Here is a 19,429-nt window from a genome sequence, read left to right on the forward strand (position 1 = left end):
CCGGCTCGCGCCACGGCGCGGCCCCCGGGTGGATGGGACCGGGGTCCGGTAGCCGGTCCGCTCGGGGTTCGGAGGACCCATCGGGGATGAACCCTCGTCGCGACGGGGTGCGCGACGAGGGTTCCGCCGTTTTCCACGAGTGCGCGAAATGTGACTTACATCACGACTAGTCTGTGTGCTGATGCCGACACACAGCTAGGGGGACGCATGCTCGGTCCGGACATCCTCGGCAAACTCACCGGCGGGCGGATCCCGCTCGACCACGCCCTCGTCCAGATCAAGGACACCGCCGCATCGCTGGCCGTGCTGCACCGGGCGGGCCTTCTGCACTTCCCCCGGCTCGACCGGAGCCTCCGCACGATCGCGGCCGCGAACAAGTACGGCCCCTTCGCGGGCTCGGTGCACACCCACGCCGGCGAGGGACTCGGGACCGTCGCCCTGATCGACGAGCGGGGCGCACTGACCTACCAGGAGCTCGAGGCCCGCTCGAACGCCCTGGTCCGCGCGTGGCAGCGCGACGGGGTCGCTGCCGGATCGGTCATGGGGATCATGGCCCGCAACCACCGCGGTCTCGTGCTCACGATGCTCGCCTCCGCCAAGCTCGGCGCGCGGCTCGTGCTCATGAACACCGGTTTCGCGCCGCGCCAGCTGGTCGACGTCGCCGCCCGCGAGGAGGTCTCGACCTTCGTCTTCGACAGCGAGTTCGCCCGGGTCGCCGCGGCGTTGCCCGAGACCGTCCGCCGCTACGTCTCGTGGTCCGACGAGGAGGTTACGGGGGTACCGAGCCTGGACGAGGTGATCACCGGGGTCGACGACTCGACGCTGCCGGCACCCGAGGTGTTCGGCGGTTTTGTGCTGCTCACCAGCGGCACGACCGGCACCCCGAAGGGAGCACCGCGCGGCCGCACCTCACCGTTCGCGTCCGCCCAGTTCCTCGACCGGGTTCCCCTGCGGCCCGGGCAGACGATGCTCATGGCGGCGCCGGCCTTCCACGGCACGGGTGTCTCGCAGTTCGCCCTCGCGCTGGCCCTCGGCCAGACCGTGGTGATGCCGCGACGCTTCGACGCGGAGAAGACGCTGTCCCTCATCGAGCGGCACGGCGCGAACGTGCTCGTGGTGGTCCCGACCATGCTGCAGCGCATCCTCGATCTCGGACCGGAGAGGATCGCCGGGTACGACACCTCGACCCTGCGGATCATCTTCGCGGCCGGCTCGTCCCTCTCCCCCGACGTGTGCCGCCGGACCACCGAGGCGTTCGGCCACGTGCTGCACAACCTCTACGGATCCACCGAGTGCGCCGTCGCGACGGTCGCCACGCCCGAGGACATCGCCCTGGCCCCGGGCACCGCCGGTCGGCCCCCGGTGACCTGCCACGTGGCTCTGTACGACGACGCGGGCCGGCGCATCACCGAACCGAACGTCACCGGTCGGATCTTCGTGGCGAGCGCGCTGTCGTTCTCGGGTTACACCGACGGCCGCGACAAGGAGCGGATCGACGGCATGCTCTCGATCGGTGACATCGGGCACTGGGACGAGCACGGCCTGCTGTTCGTGGACGGCCGCGACGACGACATGATCGTCTCCGGCGGCGAGAACGTGTACCCGCTCGAGGTGGAGAACCTCCTCGCCGAGCGGCCGGACGTGCTCGACGCCGCCGTGGTGGGGGTTCCCGACCCGGAGTTCGGTCAACGCCTGCGCGCCTTCGTGGTGCCCTCCCCCGACTCGACGCGCGATCCCGACGAGATCAAGGCGTTCGTGAAGTCGAACCTCGCGCGCTACAAGGTGCCGCGCGACGTGGTGTTCCTCGACGAGCTTCCCCGCAATGCGACGGGCAAGCTGCTGCGCCGGGTACTGATGGAGATGAACGTGCCGGCCACGGGCGGCTCTCGGAAGAGAGCCGCGACGGAAGCCTGAAGAGGACTCCGCAGACAGCAACCCTGCACACAAGCGACTCTGCAGACGACAGAGAGGCCGGCCGTCCGTTTCGGACGACCGGCCTCCCGCGGTGGTAGCGGGGACAGGATTTGAACCTGCGACCTCTGGGTTATGAGCCCAGCGAGCTACCGAGCTGCTCCACCCCGCGTTGCAGAAACGAAACTACACGAGCAGGGAAACGGAACGCAAATCGCCTGGACGCACGCCGGTGACCCGCAGCCTTCCGCCGAATCCCGGCCCAGGAAGGCGCGGAATCGAGTGGCGTGGTTCACATTTCCGCCATGAGCCTCGACACATAACGGAGCGGTAACGATCTTGCATCGGGACCCGTTATTCAGTGCCTCACCAGCGGAAACTTCGACAACCCGTCCCACGGGTCGGGAATCGGGGTGACGAAGCGAGGGGATGACGCGCCCCCGAACGGCTTTGTACTGTCGGTGCCGGTTCGAAACAGCCGAGCCACCACCGGCCCGTCGCCGCCAGTTCTGCCCCGCGGGTTCCGGTGCCTACGAAGACCCGAGGGGCAGGGACGCGACCCGAGTGGTCCCCGATCCGAACGGACACATCCTCCGTCGCCCGATCGATGCGGACCGTCGCGACCCGCGAGCGCGGGAAGGACTCCACAGCATGACTCTCTTCAGCACGCGCGTTTTCCGTACCGCCGTCGTCACCGGCGCCCTCGCCGCGGTTCCGTTCGCGGTCGCCACGGGCACCGCGAACGCCGCGCCCCACAACTGGGACGGTGTCGCCCAGTGCGAGAGCGGCGGCAACTGGGCCATCAACACCGGCAACGGTTACTACGGCGGCCTGCAGTTCTCGCAGAGCACCTGGGAGGCCAACGGCGGCAGCAGCCGCGCCGACCAGGCGTCGAAGGCCGAGCAGATCCGCGTCGCCGAGAACGTCCTGCAGACCCAGGGCCCGGGTGCGTGGCCGGTGTGCGGTCAGTACCTGACCCTCGAGACCACCCCGGCTCCGGCTCCGGTCCCCGAGCAGGCTCCGGCTCCGGTCCAGGTCGCCCCCGAGCTGCCTGCGGCCCCGGCCCTGCCCGCCGAGATCACCCAGGCCGTCGACGCCGCGTCGGTGCTCGCCGACCAGTACGGCCTCGGCGCCCAGTTCTCGGAGCTCGTCTCGGTCGCCGGTCTCTGAGACCCCGGTACGACGGAACCCCCGCGGTGGACCCACCGCGGGGGTTCCGTCGTCCTGTCGGATCGGTCCTCGGACCGGCTCAGCGGCCGCTCGACTGGTAGGAGTCGACCGCCTGCTGCACCCGTCGCAACGCCCGGCCGTAGGCCTCGAAGTCGCCGCTGCTCTGGGCGTTGGCGAGCTCCTCGAGCGCCGAGTCGAGTTCGGCGATCGCCGCCTCCCGGCCCGCCGGCGCCGGAGCCGGGGTCGGGGTCGTCGGCTGCTGCTCGCCGTCGCGGTTCTGCTCGGTGCCGCCCTCGACCGTCTCGCCGCGGGTCTCGTCCTCGACCTCGGCGGTCGGCAGCGCCTCACCGCCGGGGGCGGTGGCCGCGTCGCCGACACCGGACCCGAAGACCTGGTCGAGAGCACCGGCCAGGGTCGGGGCGTACCCGATCCGCACACCGCCGCTCGCGCCCGGCTCGCGGTAGCTGACCAGCACGCGCGACAGCTGCGGGAAGGTCGACGTGCTACCCGCCGTCGCGTTGCGCTCGGTGTACATCGGCTGGACGTAGAGGATGCCGCCGTCCGCGATGGGCAAGGTCAGCAGGTTGCCGTACTGGATCCGGTTGGACCGTTCGAGCAGTGTGCGTTCCGAGGCCACGCGGGTGTCGGAGATCATCGCGTTCTGCGTCTGCTCCGGACCGAAGGTCTGCGTGTCCGTCGGCAGCTGCAGGATCGTGAACTTGCCGTAGTTCTCCGGATCGGATTCGACGGAGATGTAGGCCGACAGGAACTGCCGGTTGTAGCCCACCATCGCGGAGGTCAGGCGGAACCGGGGTTCGGCCGTCTCCTTGTCGCCCGTCAGCAGGTAGTAGGGCGGCTGGTTCGCGCTGGTGTCCACCGTCGGATCGGCCGGCACCGACCAGAAGGCGTTGTTCGTGAAGAACTCGCGCGGGTCGTCGACGTGGTACTTGGCGAGCATCTCGCGCTGCACCTTGAACAGATCCTCGGGGTACCGGAAGTGCGCACGCAGCTCGTCCGGGACCTGGTCCTGCGGGGTCACCGCATCGGGGAAGACACCCATCCACGCCTTCAGGACCGGGTCCTGGTCGTCGACCTGGTAGAGCGTGACGGTGCCGTCGTAGGCGTCGACCGTGGCCTTGACAGAGTTGCGGATGTACGAGACCTCCTTGCGCGGCAGCAGGCGACCGGTGTTCTGGTCGATGCTGTCCTCGACGAGGCCCTCGAGCGACGCGCGCTGCGCGTACGGGTAGTAGTCGAGCGTGGTGTACGCGTCGACGATCCACACGATGCGGCCGTCGATCGCGGCCGGGTAGGCGTCGCCGTCGGCGGTGAGCCACGGCGCGACCTTGGTGACACGCTCACGCGGGTCGCGGTTGAAGATGATCTTCGAGTCGCTGCCGATGGCGCTGGAGAACAGGATGTTGCGTTCGCCGTACTTCGCGGCGAAGGCCAGCCGGTTGAACCAGTTGCCGATGTCCACGCCACCGGAACCGGTGTAGGTGTACTTCTCGGTGTCGGTGTCGTACTCGCGCGGGCCGGAACCCTCGTCGCCGTTGCCGACGATGGCGTAGTCCGGATCGGCCTCGGCGATGACCTCGCCGAAGTAGATGCGCGGCTGCTCGACCGGGATAACCTGGTTCTCCGCGGCCAGCGACGCCAGGTCGCTGACGAGGTAGACGGGATAGCCGCTGTTGCTGTTCGCGGCCTCCTCCGCCGAGGCACTCGCGGCGGCGTTGACCCGGTTGGCCGGAGCCGCGACGAGCCCGTTGCCGTGCGTGTACACGGTGTGGCGGTTGATCCAGTCGGTCTGGTTGCCGGTCAGGCTCGTGGGCGAGAGCTCACGGGCGGCGACGATGTAGTCCTCGAGGCGACCGTCGAGCTCGTACCGGTCGATGTCGAGCGACTCGGGGTAGCCGTAGAAGTTCTTCAGCTGCGTCTGCTGCGTGAAAGTGCGCGGCAGCACGTTCGGGTCGAGCAGACGCGCGTTGGCGATGGTCGTGATGTCGGCCGGGATGTTCTCGGGCGAGGTGGTGCCCACGCCCGGGTAGTCCTGGTACTCGACCTTGTCGTCGGTGATCCCGTAGGCCTCGCGGGTCGCGGCGATGTTGCGCTGGATGTACTCGCTCTCCTTGTCCGCGGCGTTCGGGCGCACCGAGAACTGCTCGACCATGAGTGGGTAGACCGCGCCGACGAGGATCGACGACAGCACGAGCAGTGCCGTGGCCAGCGCCGGGATGCGCAGGTCGTGCAGGAAGATCGCGGTGAAGAAGGCGATCGCACAGATGACCGCGATGGCCAGCAGGATGAGCTTGGCGGGCAGCACGGCGTTGATGTCGGTGAAGCCACCACCGGTGAAGGTGGGTTCCTTGCGGCTGCTCCAGAGCAGTTCGTACCGGTCGAACCAGTAGGCGACCGCCTTGAGCGCGACGAAGATGCCCGCCAGCACGGCGAGCTGCACGCGGGCGGCGGTGGACATGCTGCCGCCGCGGCCGGCCAGGCGGATGCCGCCGAAGATGTAGTGCGTGACGAGGTTGGCGATGAACGCCAGCACGACCGCGACGAAGAACCAGTTGAGCAGGAACCGGTAGAACGGCAGGTCGAAGGCGTAGAAGCCGACGTCGAGACCGAACTGCGGATCGGTGGTGCCGAAGTCGCCGCCGTTGAAGAACATCTGCACCGGCACCCACGCAGACTGCGCGACCAGACCGGACAGCAGACCCAGGACGACGGGGATGCCGATCCCGAACGAGCGCATCCGGGTCAGCACCGTGGTGCGGTACCGCGCAACCGGATCGTTGGGGCCGGAGGTCGGTACGAAGACCGGCCGCGATCGATAGGCCAGCAGCATCGCCAGCCACACGACGCCACCGACGAACAACCCGACCACGAGGAACAACACGATCCGGGTCAGGAGAACCTTGACGTATACACCCCGGTAGTCGACCTCGCCGAACCAGAGCCAGTTGGTGTAGGTGTCCACCAGCCGCGGCCCGAGCAGCAGCAGCACGGCGGCCACGACTGCCAGGGACAACAGCACCCTGCTGCGTCTCGAAAAGGTAGGTACTCCGGTCGGGGGCCTCATGCCCACGTGCCACGCTCCCAACTCGTCCGGCGGCGCGGTTGCGCCGCATCTGTCCAGCTCGTGCACGAGGCGCACGCCTCGCCGTCACCGAGTGACCGTTTCGCCCCACTCTACGGAATCCGTGTGCGGCGGGTCGCCCGGCGCGAGCTCTGCAGCGGACACCGCCGTACGGGTGTCAGGATAGGCGGGTGAGCCAACCTCTTCCCGTACCTTCCGAACGAGCACTCGCACGCGCCGTCCACGAGATCATCGATTTCGCCGACGCGGAAGGGTGGGACCGGCCACCCGTCATGTTCGCGCTGGTCCCCACCGTGCTGCTCGCGGCTGCCGAACCGACCCTCAGCGACCAGCTCGACGACGGGCACGAGTACACCCCGATCGCGCAGGAACCCTTCCCCGACGACGTCGAGGGTGGCAGTCCCGCCCTCGAGGAGTTCCTGGCCACCACGGCGTGGCCGGCCTCGGTCGCCGGGTGCGCGCTGGTGCAGGAGGTCGTGGTGCTGCCGCCGAGCGCCGAGAACGATCTCGACGACGCCTTCGCGCCGCTGCTCGCCGACGCGCACGCGGCCGACGAGGCCGCCCGCCGCGCCGCGCACAGCCATCCGGAGCGCCGCGCCGCGCGGCTGATCTCCGCCGTGCTGCGCGACGGCCCGTCGATGTCGCTGCTGCAGCTGCGTCCGCTCGACGACGACGATCCGTTCGCCGGTGCCGAGCTGCGGACCTACGACAACCTCGCTCCGCACGTCACCGCTGCGCTGTACGCGACCCTCGAGGCGAGCGAGGACGACTGGTCCTGAGCCGAGGGGTCCGGCCGCGGGGTCAGCTGCAGCTCGGCGCCTCGCGGCCGGCAGCGACCGCCTCGAGCGACTCGACCGCACCCTCGAGGGTCTCGACCCGTACCAGCTGCACGTCGTCGGGGGCCGCGGACACCGCCTCGGCACAGTTGTCGGTGGGCACGAGGAAGACGGTGGCGCCGTCCTCCGCCGCGGCGGTGATCTTGTGCCGGATGCCGCCGATGGGACCGACGATCCCGTCGGAGTCGATGGTGCCGGTGCCGGCGACGGACAGGCCCCCGTTGATCGCGCCGGGGCTGAGCTTGTCCACCACGGCGAGGCTGAACATCAGGCCGGCGGAGGGGCCGCCGATGTCGGCGAGGTTGAAGGTGACGGTGAACGGCACGTCGGGCCGTTCCTCGGTCGCGATGCCGAGGAAGCCCCTGCCCGGATCGCCGGGACGCTCCCCGACGGGGACGTCGAAGGTCTCCTCGCGGTCGCCCCGCAGGACGGTGACCCGCACCGACTCACCGGGGGCCACCGCCCCCACCGCGCGCTGCACCTGGCCGGCGGTCTCGACGGGGTCCCCGCCCACCGCGACGATGAGATCGTCCGTCTCGAGGATGCCGGAGGCCGGGGCGTCCTCCCCCACCTCCGCGATCCGCAGCGAGACGGGCAGGTCGAGGTAGTGCAGGGCCGCGAGTTCGGCGGAACGCTCGGACTGGGCGAACTGCGCCTGGTCGACGGCGCGCACCTCCTCCTTGCTGCGGTCCGGCGGGTACACCTGCTCGCGGGGGGCGACGCCGTAGCGGCCGCTGACCCAGGCGGTGACGGCCTGCGCGAGGGTGAGGTTGTCGGTGACGCCCACCGTGGTCATGTAGAGGCTGCCCTCGGTCTCGTCGGCCTCGATCCCTTCGACGTCCACGACCGGGGTGCCGTCGATCTCCCCGAGGGTGTCGAAGACGGGGCCGGGGCCGAGGGCGACGTAGGGCGCCTGCACGTTGAACGCCACCACCACGAGGACCAGGACCGGGAGGACGAGCGCGAGGGGCATGACGAGGCGACGATTCACCCGGCCAGGTTATCGGGCGTGTCGATGCCGCCGTCCGCACCACCGGGCGTGGTGCCCGGGTTCGCCGTCGTCCGGGTTCGCCGTCGGTGTCCGGGTTCGCCGTCAGCGTCCGTGTTCGCCGTCAGCGTGACCACGAGGGAGGTCACCCACCTGTGGGCCTTGTACCGTTGGTGGCATGAGCGACACCCCCTTCGGATTCTCGAATCCCGACGACGACCCCGACCGCAGGAAGGACGAGGGTTCCGGCGGCGGTACCGGTGGCGGTATCCCCTTCGGGTTCGGGTTCGGCCTGCCCGGCGGTGCCGGTGGTGGGGGCAACGCCGGCGATCCGTTCGGTGGGCAGGGCTTCGACCCCGCCCAGTTCGGCCAGATGCTCAGCCAGTTCGGCCAGATGCTCGCCGGTATGGGGAGCGCCATGGGGTCGGGCAGCGCGTCCGGCCCGGTCAACTACGACATCGCCGCGAAGCTCGCGCGGCAGCAGATCGGGTCGGTGAACCCGGTCTCGCCGCGCACCTCGGACGCGGTCGCCGACGCGGCCCGCCTCGCGGAGCTGTGGCTCGACGCCGTCACCACACTCCCGGCGGGAGCGACGAAGGCGGTGGCGTGGACCCCCGTCGACTGGCTCGACAACACCCTCGAGACGTGGAAGCGGCTGTGCGACCCGATCGCGGAGCAGGTCAACGGCATGATGCTCAACGGCCTGCCCGAGGAGGCCCGCGCGATGGCCGGACCGATGCTGGGCATGTTCTCCCAGATGGGTGGGGTGGCGTTCGGTTCCCAGCTCGGTCAGGCCCTGGGCCAGTTGTCGAAGGAGGTCCTCACCTCCACCGACATCGGCCTGCCCCTGGGGCCGGAGGGCACGGCGGCGCTGTTGCCCGCGGCGATCGAGTCGTTCGGTGAGGGACTCGAGCAGCCTGCGCAGGAGGTGCTGGTCTTCCTCGCCGCCCGCGAGGCCGCCCATCAGCGTCTCTACAGCCACGTGCCGTGGCTGCGGCAGCGGGTGCTCGCCACGGTCGAGGAGTACGCCCGCGGTATCCGCATGGACCTGTCGTCGATCGAGGACCTCGCGCAGGGGATCGATCCGTCGACCCTCACCGATCCGTCCAAGCTCGAGGAGATCCTCAAGCAGGGTGCCTTCGAACCGCAGACCACTCCCGAGCAGAAGGCCGCACTCGAGCGGCTCGAGACCCTGCTCGCGCTCGTCGAGGGCTGGGTCGAGACGGTCGTCTTCGATGCGCTGTCCGACCGGTTGCCCGGCGTGTCGGCGCTCACCGAGACGCTGCGGCGCCGCCGCGCCACCGGCGGCCCGGCGGAGCAGACCTTCGCCACGCTCGTCGGTCTCGAGCTCCGTCCCCGCAAGCTCCGTGAGGCCGCGGGTCTGTGGCGGCGACTGACGACCGACGCCGGTACCGAGACCCGCGACGGCGTGTGGGCGCATCCCGACCTGCTGCCGGACTCGTCGGATCTCGACGCCCCGGCAGCCTTCGTCGACCGGATCATCGGTGGCGGCACCGACGCCTTCGACGATCCGATCGCCCAGTTGCACGCAACCATGGAACGCGAGCAGGCCGAGCGGGAACGCGCCGAGAAGGACGCTCCCGACGAGGGCGACGACAAGTAATCTCCTCCCGGCCCCGAAACCCCAGGTCATCGGGGTTACGGGGTTGTGGACAACTCCGTTTCCGCGCGCCCCGGCGAGGGTGACGGCTGCCAGGCTGGCGGCATGACCATCTCCCCGGCCGCATCCACGCGCACCGCCCTCGCCGGCGAGCCCCGGCTCCTGCTGAACCCGGAACTGGCGGTTCTCCACCGGCCCGACGGCACCGTCCAGCTGGGCTGGGGACCGCAGACCGCGACCGTCGTCCACCCGCCCGAGGGCACGGACGCGTTCGACGTGGGGGTGCTGCTGCGGCTGCTCGACGGCGGTCGCACCCGCGACGAGGTGCTCACCGCCGCCGTCGAACGCGGTGTGGGGCCCGGCCCCGCTTCGGTACTGCTCGACGAACTCACCGCTTCCGGCACGGTCCGCCCGGCCCCCTCCCCCGGCTCCGGGCCGGTGCGTCCGCACCGCGTCCGGGTGTACGGATCTGGTCCGCTCGCCACCGCGATCGTCGAGCACGTGTCGCTGTGGGACGTGCGCTGGGTGCGGTCCCCCGCCGGTGACGAGGAGTGCCGGGCCACCGTCGCCGCCGACTGCGTGGTGCTGGCGGACATGCCGATCCCCGATCCGCGGCTCGTGCGGTCGCTGATGCGGGCGGGGACACCCCATCTCGCGGTGCGGATCCGGGACGGGCACGGGGTGGTGGGGCCGTTCGTGTTCCCCGGCCGCAGCAGTTGTCTGCGCTGCGCCGATCTCGTGCGGACCGACCTCGATCCGTCCTGGCCGCGGTTGGCGGCCCAGCTGTACGGGCGGCCGGGTCGGGCCGGGCGGGCGGTCGCCGCAGCGACCGCGGCGGTCGCCGTCGGGCAGCTCGACGCCTACTTCTCCACCGACCCGGCGGTGCGTCCGATGGTGGACCGCACCGTCGAGATCGACCTGCATGCACACCGGATCACCACGCGTCGCTGGTTCCGCCATCCCGAATGCGACTGTTCCCCGATTTCACCGGACCGTCAGGCATGATGGTGGGCGTGCCAGACATCCCTCGCAGAAGCGCGTCCCGCACCGCCAAGCTCGCGAGTATTCCGCTCGGGATCGCCGGGCGTGCCGCGGTCGGGTTCGGCAGGCGGCTCGCGGGCGGAGATCGTCAGGAGATCGACGCCGAGATGACCGCGAAGGCCGCGGAGCAGCTGTTCAGCGTGCTCGGTGAGCTCAAGGGCGGGGCCATGAAGTTCGGTCAGGCGCTCAGCGTCATGGAAGCCGCCGTGCCCGAGGAGTTCGCCGAGCCCTACCGCGAAGCCCTGACCAAGCTGCAGGCGGAAGCGCCTCCCCTACCGGCCCGGGCCGTCCACAAGGTGCTCGACCAGCAGCTCGGCACCACGTGGCGGGAACGGTTCAGCTCGTTCGACGATGCGCCCGTCGCCTCGGCCAGCATCGGCCAGGTGCACCGCGCCGTGTGGTCGGACGGCCGCGACGTGGCGGTGAAGGTCCAGTATCCGGGAGCCGACGAAGCGCTGCGCGCCGATCTACGCACTCTCTCCCGTTTCGCGGGGTTGTTCGCGACGGTGATGCCCGGTGCCGATGTGCGGGCGCTGCTCGACGAGCTGACCGAGCGCACCGAGGAGGAACTCGACTACCGGATCGAAGCCGACAATCAGCGGGCGTTCGCGAAGGCCTTCGACGGCGACGACAAGTTCGCCATTCCGAAGGTGGTCGCCAGCGCCCCGAAAGTGGTTGTGACGGAATGGCTCACGGCCACCCCGCTCTCGGCGATCATCACGGGCGGCACGCGGGAACAGCGCAACCGGGCCGGGGAACTGCTCGCCGAGTTCCATTTCTGTTCGCCGGCGCGCGCCGGTCTGCTGCACTCCGACCCGCACCCGGGCAATTTCATGCTGCTCGACGACGGCCGGCTCGGCGTCATCGACTTCGGTGCGACGGCGTCGATGCCCGAAGGTTTCCCGCCTGTGCTCGGGCGCATGGTGCGGCTCGCCCTCGACGAACGGTTCGACGAGCTGACCCAGCTGCTCTACGACAACAAGTTCGTGCTGCCGGGCCGGACGGTCACCGACAAGGAGATCGCCGACTACCTGCGGCCGTTCACCGATCCGATCCACACCGAGTCGTTCCACTTCACCCGGTCGTGGCTGCAGGGGGTCGCGGGGGTGGCAACGGATTTCTCCAGCCCGACCTTCCGCACCGCCCGCACGCTGAACCTCCCCCCGGAGTACGTGAGCGTGTTCCGGGTGCTGCTCGGTTCGGTGGGCATCTGCGCACAGCTCGACGCCGAGGCGCCGTACATGCGCATCCTGAGCGAGTGGTTGCCCGGCTTCACCGACGAGTGAGGGCGGAGCCGGGCAACCGGCGCAGTGAGGGTAGGGAGCCGGGCAACCGGCTCGGTGAGGGTAGGGAGCCGGGCAACCGGCTCACACGCAGACGAGTTCTCTGCGCGGTTCGGGTACGGGATTCTTGCGTGGGCGTCCCCGCGGGCGTTTGCGGGCGACGACCACACCGCGGTCGATGATCTCGCCACCCCAGACACCCCAGGGTTCCTCCCGTTCGAGTGCGGCGGCAAGACAGCGGGCGCGGATCGGGCATCCCGCGCAGAGCGCTTTGGCGTGTTCCAGGTCGGCCGGGGCCTCGGCGAACCACAGGTCGGGATCGTTCTCGTGGCACGGCAGGGCCGCAGTGCGGAACGGGGTGTCCGTCTCGATCCGGTCCGACGGTCTCGACAGGGTTTGGGTCGGCACGTGAGTTCCTTTGCTGGTTCGGTCGAATGCGAGTGCGAACCGGAGGCCGAAACGACGAAGGCCACGGTCCGCTGGGCGGAGTCCGTGGCCTGAGTGGAAGACGATGTCCTACCGGGAGACACTCCCGGCTCGGGCCACGGACGAAACGGCGGCGGCGTCCACGCGTCGTGTACGCGCGGCGGCGGGCACAGAGGCCACCCCTGCTGCTGCGGTGGCGGCTGCCACCGTTGCGGGGGCGACGACGGCGCGAGGGGCCGCTGCCGTTACGAAGGCGTTGAAGCCGAGCATCGGGGCCACCTCACTTCCTCGTCGCGCACGGGCCGTCTCCCGTGACATCGTCATCCAGCCTAGATTCGCCGGCACGATCGGCACAAGTTATTTTCTACCTGCGGTTTTCCCGATATCCCGGAGCGTCGGGACCTACAGTCGGAAGGCATGGCACTTCCGACCACGCGATTCCTGCCCGTGCTCGACTGCCCCGACCCGCGGGCACTCGCCCACTTCTACCGCGACCTGCTCGGCTGGACGATCACCGACGATCAGGACGACTGGGTCGAACTCGCCCGCGACGACTCCACGGCACTCGCCTTCCAACGCGATCCGGACTTCCGGGGCCGGGCCTGGCCCGCCGAAGGCGTCCACGCCCACCTGGACATCCATGTGCCCGACCTCGACGCGGCCGAACGGATCGCCCTGGACCTCGGGGCACTGCGCGAGGGAGGCCGGGGCGGCAGCACCGGCTTCCGAGTGTTCCGCGACCCGGCCGGGCACTACTTCTGCCTCTGCAAGGAGTAGCGAGCCGGAGTCCTCGGGTGTCAGATGTCGAGGGTGTCGACGGTACGCTCCCCCCGCACCAGAGCCAGCACGTCGGCGCCGTACTGCTCGAGCTTCTTCGCCCCGATACCCGGGATCTTCACCAGCGCCCGATCGTCGCGCGGCTGCTGCTCGGCGATCGCGACGAGCGTGTTGTCGCTGAACACCACGTAGGCCGGGACCTTCATCTCCTTGGACCGCTCCCGGCGCCACTCCTTCAGCGCGACGAGCAGGTTCTCGTCCAGATTCGACGGGCAGCCCTCGCAGCGGCCGAGCATCGTCGCCGTGGTGCCGAGCAGCGGCTTGCCGCAGATCCGGCACTGCGGCCGCTTCTTCTTCGACGAGGCCGGCTCGGCGATCTTCGACGCCGGTGAACTGTCGGGAACGAGGCCGTGCAGGAACCGGGAGCGGCGCCGCGACCGGCGACCGCCCTGGGTGCGCGACAGCGCCCACGACAACTGCAGGTGCACCCGCGCGCGGGTGACCCCGACGTACAGCAACCGCCGCTCCTCCTCGACGCCCGCCTGGTCGGGCGGGGTCTCCTTGTCGCCGAGGACGTGGCTGATCGGCAGGGTGCCGTCGGTGAGCCCGACGAGGAACACCGCGTCCCATTCGAGGCCCTTCGCGGCGTGCAGCGACGCGAGGGTCACGCCCTGCACGGTCGGTGGCTGCCGGGCCTCGGCGCGGGCCGCTAGTTCGCGCAGCAGCATCTCGAGAGTGAGCTCGGGTTCGTGCTCGAGAAGTTCTTCGGTGAGCTGCACGAGCGCGACGAGCGACGCCCAGCGTTCCCGCGCCTGCGCACCGTCGGGTTCGGTGTCGCTCAGGCCGAGCGGCACGAGGGAGGCACGCACGAGCGAGAGCAGGTTGCTGCCGCGGTCGGCGTCCTCGGGCAGGTCGTCGCGGGCGGCGACCTGACGCAGCGCATTGACCGCCTGCCGCACCTCCGCACGCTGGAAGAAACCCTCGCCGCCGCGCACCTGATAGGGGATGCCGGCCTCGGTGAACGCCTGCTCGTAGACCTCCGACTGGGCGTTGATCCGGTACAGCACCGCGATCTCCGAGGCGGGCACGCCCTTGCCCATCAGCTTCGCGACCGCCTTCGCCACGGCCTGCGCCTCGGCCGGTTCGTCGTCGAACTCCGCGAAGGTCGGCTCCGGGCCGGGCGGGCGCTGACCGACGAGCTCGAGCCGGGTGCCGGCGATACGGCCGCGGGCGGCGCCGATGACCCGGTTGGCGAGGTCGACCACCTGCGGGGTGGACCGGTAGTCGCGTTCGAGGCGCACCACCGTCGCGTCGGGGAACCGGCGGGAGAAGTCGAGCAGATACTTCGGGGAGGCTCCGGTGAACGAGTAGATGGTCTGGTTGGCGTCGCCGACCACCGTCAGGTCGTCGCGGTCGCCGAGCCAGGCGTCGAGCACCCGCTGCTGCAACGGCGTGACGTCCTGGTACTCGTCGACGACGAAGCAGCGGTAGCGGTCGCGGAACTCCTCCGCCACGGCCGCGTTGTCCTCGAGTGCGGCGGCGGTGTGCAGGAGCAGGTCGTCGAAGTCGAGGTACATGCCCTCGCCCGACCGGACCTTGAGCGTCTCGTAGGTCGAGTACACACGGGCGACCCGTTCGGGATCGGCCGGGGGTGTGCGACGGGCGCGGGCCGCCGCGGCCGGATAGTCCTCGGGGGCGATGAGAGTGCCCTTCGCCCACTCGATCTCCGAGAGCAGGTCGCGCACGGTGTCGGTGTCGGTGGCGAACCCGCAACGGTGGGCGGCCTGGGAGACCGCGGCGAACTTGCGGTCGAGGAGCTGCCAAGGGGTGTCGCCGACGACCTGCGGCCAGAAGTAGCGCAGCTGCCGCAGCGCCGCGGCGTGGAAGGTGCGGGCCTGCACCTGCGTGCCGTCGCCACCGATGCCGAGCTCACGGAGCCGGGACCGCATCTCCCCCGCCGCGCGGGCTGTGAAGGTGACGGCGAGGACCTGGCTCGCTTTGACGTGGCCGGTGGAGACGAGGTGGGCGATGCGGCGGGTGATGGTGCGGGTCTTGCCGGTGCCGGCTCCGGCGAGCACGCAGACCGGTCCGCGGGGGGCGAGTACCGCTGCCGCCTGTTCCGGATCCAGACCGTCCACCACCGACTCCGCACACATGGCCTCCATCATGACAGCGCCCACCGACAGCGCACCCCGCCCCCGCTCAGGGGGCGTGTGGCACCGGACACAACCCGACCCGCGTACGGAACATCCGGAGGACATGTGATGTTCTCGGATGCATGACGACCACCGATGCGCCCGCTCTGACCATGTACTCGACCGTCTGGTGCGGTTACTGCCGGCGACTGAAGAAGCAGCTCGACGAGAACGGCATCGCCTACACCGAGATCGACATCGAGGCCGATCCTGCGGCCGCGGAGTTCGTCGGCAGCGTCAACGGCGGCAACCACGTCGTACCCACGGTGAAGTACGCCGACGGCAGCACCGCCACCAACCCGTCGCTGGTCGAGGTCAAGCAGGCCCTCGGCCTGTAACCCACGGAATCGTTCGTCCCGGGCCGGTCGCGCATCGCGCGGCCGGCCCTGTCTCGTTCAGGCCCGGCACCGGGCGGGCCTGCCTGTCGTTCAGCCCTTGGCCCAGCCCTCGAGCATGCCGCGGGCGATCGAGATGGAGCCGGGCAACAGCAGCGGGGCGTCCTCGGAGGACGCCCAGTCCCCCGTCGCCAGGGCCGCGCGCACCTCGTCGCGGGTGAACCAGCGTGCCTCGGTGATCTCGCCGTCGCGGAACTCGAGGGGCTGCTCGGGGTCGGCGATCGCGGCGAAGCCGAGCATCAGCGAGCGGGGGAAGGGCCACGGCTGGCTGCCGAGATAACGCACCTCGCGCACGTCCACGCCGACCTCCTCCCGGATCTCCCGCACCACACAGGATTCGAGCGACTCCCCGGCCTCGACGAAACCTGCGAGCACCGAGAACCGGCGTTCGGGCCACACCGGCTGGCGGGCGAGCAGCACCCGGTCGTGCCCGTCGTGCACGAGGCAGATGATCGCGGGATCGGTGCGGGGGAACTCCTCGTGGCCGGTGACGGTGCTGATCCGCGACCAGCCGGCCGTCGTGGGACGGGTAGGTGAGCCGTCGACCGCGCTGAACCCGGCGTTGTCGTGCCAGTTCAGCAGGGCGACGGCACTGACCATGAGATCGGCGTCGGCATCGTCGAGCCGGGGACCGACCTTCCGCAGGTCGGCGACCTTCCCGGTCTGCGCGAGCACCCGCACCGCCCAGACGTGCCGACCGTCGCGGATACCGAGGAAGACCGCGCCGGGCACCGGTTCCGGACCGAGTTCGGAGGTGTCGCCGAAGACCAGGGCACCGTCGTCCACGCGGACCTGGTTGCGCCGGTCCACGCGCAGCAGCAGGGCGTCGGCCCAGCCGGCGCGCAAAGCCTCCTCGTCGGAGCGCAGATCCTCCGCCCGATCGACCACGGTGCGTGAGAGCAGCGGCGTACCCGCCAGTGAAAAACCGGTCACACCGGAACCCTATCCACGCATGGCCCCCGGCGGCGAACCCACCAGGCGGATGTAGAGCAGTTTGTCGTCGGCCTCGAGCGCGTCGACCTCCGGGGAGCCGATGCGCCACATGCGCCCGTCCCGGACCACGGCCAGGACGATGTCCTTGAGGTGGCGCGGCGAGCCGCCCACCTCGTGGGGTTCGACGTCTCGTTCGGCGATGGCGAAACCGGCCTCGGGGGTGAGCAGGTCCTCGATCATCTCGACGACGTTGGGGGTGGTGGTGGCGATGCCCAGCAGGCGGCCGGCGGTCTCCGAGGAGATCACCACGGAGTCGGCGCCCGACTGCCGCAGCAGGTGGGTGTTCTCCGACTCCCGGATCGCGGCGACGATCTTGGCCTTGGGGGCGATCTCACGGGCACTGAGGGTCACGAGCACGGCGGTGTCGTCGCGGTTCGCGGCGACGATCACCGCGGCGGCGTGCTGGACGCCCGCGAGGCGCAGCACGTCGGATTTCGTCGCCGATCCCTGGACCGTCACCAGTCCCTGGCTCGCGGCCGACTCGAGGACGACCGGATCGGTATCGACCACGACGATGTCGGACGGGGCCACGCCGTCGCCGAGCATCGCGTCGACCGCGGTGCGGCCCTTGGTTCCGTAGCCGATGACGACGGTGTGATTACGCACGCGGCGCCTCCAACGCTGAATCTTGAATGCTTGCCGGGAGCTCTCGGTGAGAGCGGACAGGGTGGTACCGACCAGGACGATGAGGAAGAACAGCCGCAGCGGGGTGATCAGCAGGACGTTGACCAGCCGGGCCTGCGGTGTGATCGGGGTGATGTCGCCGTAGCCGGTGGTCGAGAGCGAGACGCTCGCGTAGTAGATGCAGTCCAGCAGCGACAGCGGGTTGTCCTGGGCGTCGCGGTAGCCGTCGCGGTCGAGGTAGACCACCAGCACCGCGGCCGCCAGCGCGACGAGTGCGTAGCCGATCCGGCGCGCGATCGCGATTCCCGGGCTCGTCAGCTCCTGCGGGACACGGAGCACACCGACCAGCGCGTAGTCCGGTCGCTCGGTGAGCTGATCGGAGCGGCTGAACCGCGCACGCAACCTCCCGGGCATCGCGGGTGTCCCACCTTCCTCGTGTCGGCCCGCGGCTGTGCGCCCGGCCCCCTTCGTCGTTGCGGTACCGCGTCTCTGTGCTCGATACCGGATCGCAGCCTACGCGCCGCGCGCTACTGTGGCGCGCATGTCCACGCAACCGGCTCGGCGGTCCGCGATCAGGCTCGCCGGTCTCCTGTTCGGGGTGGGGGTACTGCATTTCGTGCGGCCGGAGCCGTTCGACGGCATCGTCCCCCGCGCTCTGCCGGGCCGCGCCCGCACCTACACCTACGTCTCGGGCGTGGCGGAGATCGCAGTGGCCGGGGCGCTCGTGGCGCCCCGGACGCGGCGGTGGGGCGGCACGCTGGCCGCCGCGCTGTTCGTCGCGGTGTTCCCGGCGAACGTGCAGATGGCGGTGACCTGGCTGCGTAGCCCGAAGACCTCGCCCGCCGCGAAGGCGCTCGCCGTCGCGCGGTTGCCGCTGCAGATCCCCATGATCACGGAGGCCTGGAAGGTCCGCCGCCTCTCGCGGTGATTCCCGGCTGTGTTCCCCGGCGGGTTTCGTCCCGCCCGACGGGGTATGCACTCGTATGGACAACGAGCCCGAACCGAGGACCGAGCCCGGACTGAAGGTCGTGGTGATCGGCGCGACCGGCAACGTCGGCACGGGTGTGGTCGGGGCACTGAGCCGTGAACCGGCCGTCGACGAGATCGTGGGTGTCGCGCGGCGGCCGACGAACTGGTCGTGTCCGAAGACATCGTTCACCACCGCCGACATCAGGAGCGACGACCTGCGCCCGATCGTCCGGGGTGCCGACGCGGTGATCCATCTGGCGTGGCTGTTCCAGCCCACCCACCGACCCGAGGTGACCTGGTCGAACAACGTTCTAGGCGCGATCTCGGTGTTCGAGGCGGTGGCCGCCGAGGGCGTCCCGGCGCTGCTCTACTCCTCGTCGGTGGCTGCGTACTCGCCGGGCTCGTCGACGGAGCGGGTGACCGAGGAGTGGCCCACCCACGGCCGGCCCGGCGCGGCCTATCCGCGGGAGAAGTCCTATCTGGAGCGATATCTCGACGCCTTCGAACTGCGGAACCCCGAGACCCGGCTGGTGCGGATTCGGCCGTACTTCATCTTCAAGCGCGAGTCGGCGACCTCGCAGCGACGGTTGTTCCTCGGCCCGTTCCTCCCCGGAAACCTGGTGCGCGGCGGGCTGCTCCCAGTGGTCCCACTGGTGAAGGATCTGCGCTTCCAGGTCCTGCACACCAGCGACGTCGCCGACGCCTTCGCCCGCGCCGTGGTCCGGCCGGTGCGGGGTGCGTTCAATCTCGCCACCGAACCGGCGGTGGACGGCGCGTATCTCGCCGACCTGTTCTCCGCCCGCGGGATCCCGATGCCGCGCACGGTACTGAGGGAGGCGGTGCGCGCGGCGTGGCGCACACACCTCGCTCCGGCCTCCCCCGGCCTGCTCGACACGGTGCTGTCACTGCCGTTGCTGGACTGCACCCGGGCGCGCACGGAACTCGGCTGGACCCCGCGGTATTCCCCGCAGGAAGCCCTCGGAGAGCTCCTGACCGGCCTGCAGGAGGGGGCCGGGATGCCCACCGCGCCCCTCGCCCCGGACTCCCTGCGACGCCGGATGCACGAGGTGGCCACCAGGGTGGGCCGCCGACCCTGAGCG

General features: G+C 70.3%; 16 protein-coding genes and 1 tRNA gene. 10 read left to right on the top strand and 7 right to left on the bottom strand.

Annotation, left to right across the window (positions count from 1 at the left end; genetic code table 11):
- Positions 1-207: 207 nt before the first annotated feature.
- A complete protein-coding gene (locus tag OED52_RS13945) occupies positions 208-1,914 on the top strand; it encodes an acyl-CoA synthetase (RefSeq protein WP_264151462.1) in 1,707 nt (568 codons plus the stop codon).
- A 92-nt stretch (positions 1,915-2,006) separates the two neighbouring features.
- Here the strand turns inward: OED52_RS13945 and OED52_RS13950 are convergent.
- Positions 2,007-2,083: transfer RNA gene (locus tag OED52_RS13950), tRNA-Met, on the bottom strand.
- Positions 2,084-2,562: 479 nt separating this feature from the next.
- Here OED52_RS13950 and OED52_RS13955 point away from each other — a divergent pair.
- Positions 2,563-3,081 carry a transglycosylase family protein gene (locus OED52_RS13955; protein WP_264151463.1) on the top strand — a complete coding sequence of 173 codons (519 nt, stop codon included), beginning with the start codon at positions 2,563-2,565 and terminating at the stop codon, positions 3,079-3,081.
- Between the two features lie 79 nt (positions 3,082-3,160).
- Here the strand turns inward: OED52_RS13955 and OED52_RS13960 are convergent, their stop codons facing one another.
- The gene (locus OED52_RS13960) at positions 3,161-6,169 is read right to left on the bottom strand and encodes a UPF0182 family protein (RefSeq protein ID WP_264151464.1); all 3,009 of its coding nucleotides are present in this window, start codon (positions 6,167-6,169) and stop codon (positions 3,161-3,163) included.
- Between the two features lie 182 nt (positions 6,170-6,351).
- Here OED52_RS13960 and OED52_RS13965 point away from each other — a divergent pair, with 182 nt between their 5' ends.
- Positions 6,352-6,960, top strand: coding sequence for a PPA1309 family protein (locus tag OED52_RS13965; protein WP_264151465.1), 609 nt, complete (start codon positions 6,352-6,354; stop codon positions 6,958-6,960).
- A gap of 22 nt (positions 6,961-6,982) precedes the next feature.
- Here the strand turns inward: OED52_RS13965 and OED52_RS13970 are convergent, their stop codons facing one another.
- Positions 6,983-8,008, bottom strand: a complete 1,026-nt coding sequence (locus OED52_RS13970; RefSeq protein WP_264151466.1) for a YlbL family protein — start codon at positions 8,006-8,008, stop codon at positions 6,983-6,985.
- A 175-nt stretch (positions 8,009-8,183) separates the two neighbouring features.
- Here OED52_RS13970 and OED52_RS13975 point away from each other — a divergent pair, with 175 nt between their 5' ends.
- The 3 genes from OED52_RS13975 (at position 8,184) to OED52_RS13985 (ending at position 11,953) form a co-directional block, all read left to right on the top strand.
- The gene (locus OED52_RS13975; protein ID WP_264151467.1) at positions 8,184-9,629 is read left to right on the top strand and encodes a zinc-dependent metalloprotease; all 1,446 of its coding nucleotides are present in this window, start codon (positions 8,184-8,186) and stop codon (positions 9,627-9,629) included.
- A gap of 102 nt (positions 9,630-9,731) precedes the next feature.
- Positions 9,732-10,631, top strand: a complete 900-nt coding sequence (locus OED52_RS13980; protein ID WP_264151468.1) for a hypothetical protein — start codon at positions 9,732-9,734, stop codon at positions 10,629-10,631.
- Positions 10,628-11,953 (top strand): ABC1 kinase family protein, encoded by a 1,326-nt coding sequence (locus OED52_RS13985; RefSeq protein ID WP_264151469.1) that lies wholly within the window; start codon positions 10,628-10,630, stop codon positions 11,951-11,953. Before OED52_RS13980 ends, OED52_RS13985 begins: the two co-directional genes overlap by 4 nt.
- Before the next feature lie 81 nt (positions 11,954-12,034).
- On the opposite strand, the gene OED52_RS13990 is transcribed toward OED52_RS13985, so the two are convergent.
- Entirely contained in the window at positions 12,035-12,322 is a 288-nt protein-coding gene (locus tag OED52_RS13990; protein ID WP_264154707.1) for a WhiB family transcriptional regulator, read from the bottom strand.
- A gap of 471 nt (positions 12,323-12,793) precedes the next feature.
- On the opposite strand from OED52_RS13990, the gene OED52_RS13995 reads away from it, so the two are divergent.
- A complete protein-coding gene (locus tag OED52_RS13995) occupies positions 12,794-13,153 on the top strand; it encodes a VOC family protein (protein WP_264151470.1) in 360 nt (119 codons plus the stop codon).
- Positions 13,154-13,173: 20 nt separating this feature from the next.
- Here the strand turns inward: OED52_RS13995 and OED52_RS14000 are convergent, their stop codons facing one another.
- On the bottom strand, positions 13,174-15,321 hold the full coding sequence (locus tag OED52_RS14000) for an ATP-dependent DNA helicase UvrD2 (RefSeq protein WP_264154708.1): 2,148 nt from the start codon (positions 15,319-15,321) through the stop codon (positions 13,174-13,176).
- Between the two features lie 110 nt (positions 15,322-15,431).
- On the opposite strand from OED52_RS14000, the gene OED52_RS14005 reads away from it, so the two are divergent.
- Positions 15,432-15,686, top strand: coding sequence for a mycoredoxin (locus tag OED52_RS14005; protein WP_264151471.1), 255 nt, complete (start codon positions 15,432-15,434; stop codon positions 15,684-15,686).
- Between the two features lie 90 nt (positions 15,687-15,776).
- Here OED52_RS14005 and nudC read toward each other — a convergent pair whose 3' ends face one another.
- A complete protein-coding gene (nudC, locus tag OED52_RS14010) occupies positions 15,777-16,676 on the bottom strand; it encodes an NAD(+) diphosphatase (RefSeq protein WP_264151472.1) in 900 nt (299 codons plus the stop codon).
- A 9-nt stretch (positions 16,677-16,685) separates the two neighbouring features.
- Entirely contained in the window at positions 16,686-17,774 is a 1,089-nt protein-coding gene (locus tag OED52_RS14015) for a potassium channel family protein (RefSeq protein ID WP_264151473.1), read from the bottom strand.
- A 127-nt stretch (positions 17,775-17,901) separates the two neighbouring features.
- Between OED52_RS14015 and OED52_RS14020 the strand changes: the two genes are divergently transcribed.
- Positions 17,902-18,288, top strand: coding sequence for a DoxX family protein (locus tag OED52_RS14020; RefSeq protein WP_264151474.1), 387 nt, complete (start codon positions 17,902-17,904; stop codon positions 18,286-18,288).
- A gap of 55 nt (positions 18,289-18,343) precedes the next feature.
- The gene (locus OED52_RS14025) at positions 18,344-19,426 is read left to right on the top strand and encodes an NAD-dependent epimerase/dehydratase family protein (protein WP_264151475.1); all 1,083 of its coding nucleotides are present in this window, start codon (positions 18,344-18,346) and stop codon (positions 19,424-19,426) included.
- The last annotated feature ends 3 nt before the right edge of the window (positions 19,427-19,429 follow it).

This window comes from Rhodococcus sp. Z13 (assembly GCF_025837095.1).
Taxonomy (GTDB): domain Bacteria; phylum Actinomycetota; class Actinomycetes; order Mycobacteriales; family Mycobacteriaceae; genus Rhodococcus; species Rhodococcus sacchari.

Coding starts and splice junctions, on each gene's coding strand:
- OED52_RS13945 (WP_264151462.1), top strand. CDS start 208: ATGCTCGGTCCGGACATCCTCGGCAAACTCACCGGCGGGCGGATCCCG.
- OED52_RS13955 (WP_264151463.1), top strand. CDS start 2,563: ATGACTCTCTTCAGCACGCGCGTTTTCCGTACCGCCGTCGTCACCGGC.
- OED52_RS13975 (WP_264151467.1), top strand. CDS start 8,184: ATGAGCGACACCCCCTTCGGATTCTCGAATCCCGACGACGACCCCGAC.
- OED52_RS13980 (WP_264151468.1), top strand. CDS start 9,732: ATGACCATCTCCCCGGCCGCATCCACGCGCACCGCCCTCGCCGGCGAG.
- OED52_RS13985 (WP_264151469.1), top strand. CDS start 10,628: ATGATGGTGGGCGTGCCAGACATCCCTCGCAGAAGCGCGTCCCGCACC.
- OED52_RS13995 (WP_264151470.1), top strand. CDS start 12,794: ATGGCACTTCCGACCACGCGATTCCTGCCCGTGCTCGACTGCCCCGAC.
- OED52_RS14000 (WP_264154708.1), bottom strand. CDS start 15,321: ATGATGGAGGCCATGTGTGCGGAGTCGGTGGTGGACGGTCTGGATCCG.
- OED52_RS14005 (WP_264151471.1), top strand. CDS start 15,432: ATGACGACCACCGATGCGCCCGCTCTGACCATGTACTCGACCGTCTGG.
- OED52_RS14015 (WP_264151473.1), bottom strand. CDS start 17,774: ATGCCCGGGAGGTTGCGTGCGCGGTTCAGCCGCTCCGATCAGCTCACC.
- OED52_RS14020 (WP_264151474.1), top strand. CDS start 17,902: ATGTCCACGCAACCGGCTCGGCGGTCCGCGATCAGGCTCGCCGGTCTC.
- OED52_RS14025 (WP_264151475.1), top strand. CDS start 18,344: ATGGACAACGAGCCCGAACCGAGGACCGAGCCCGGACTGAAGGTCGTG.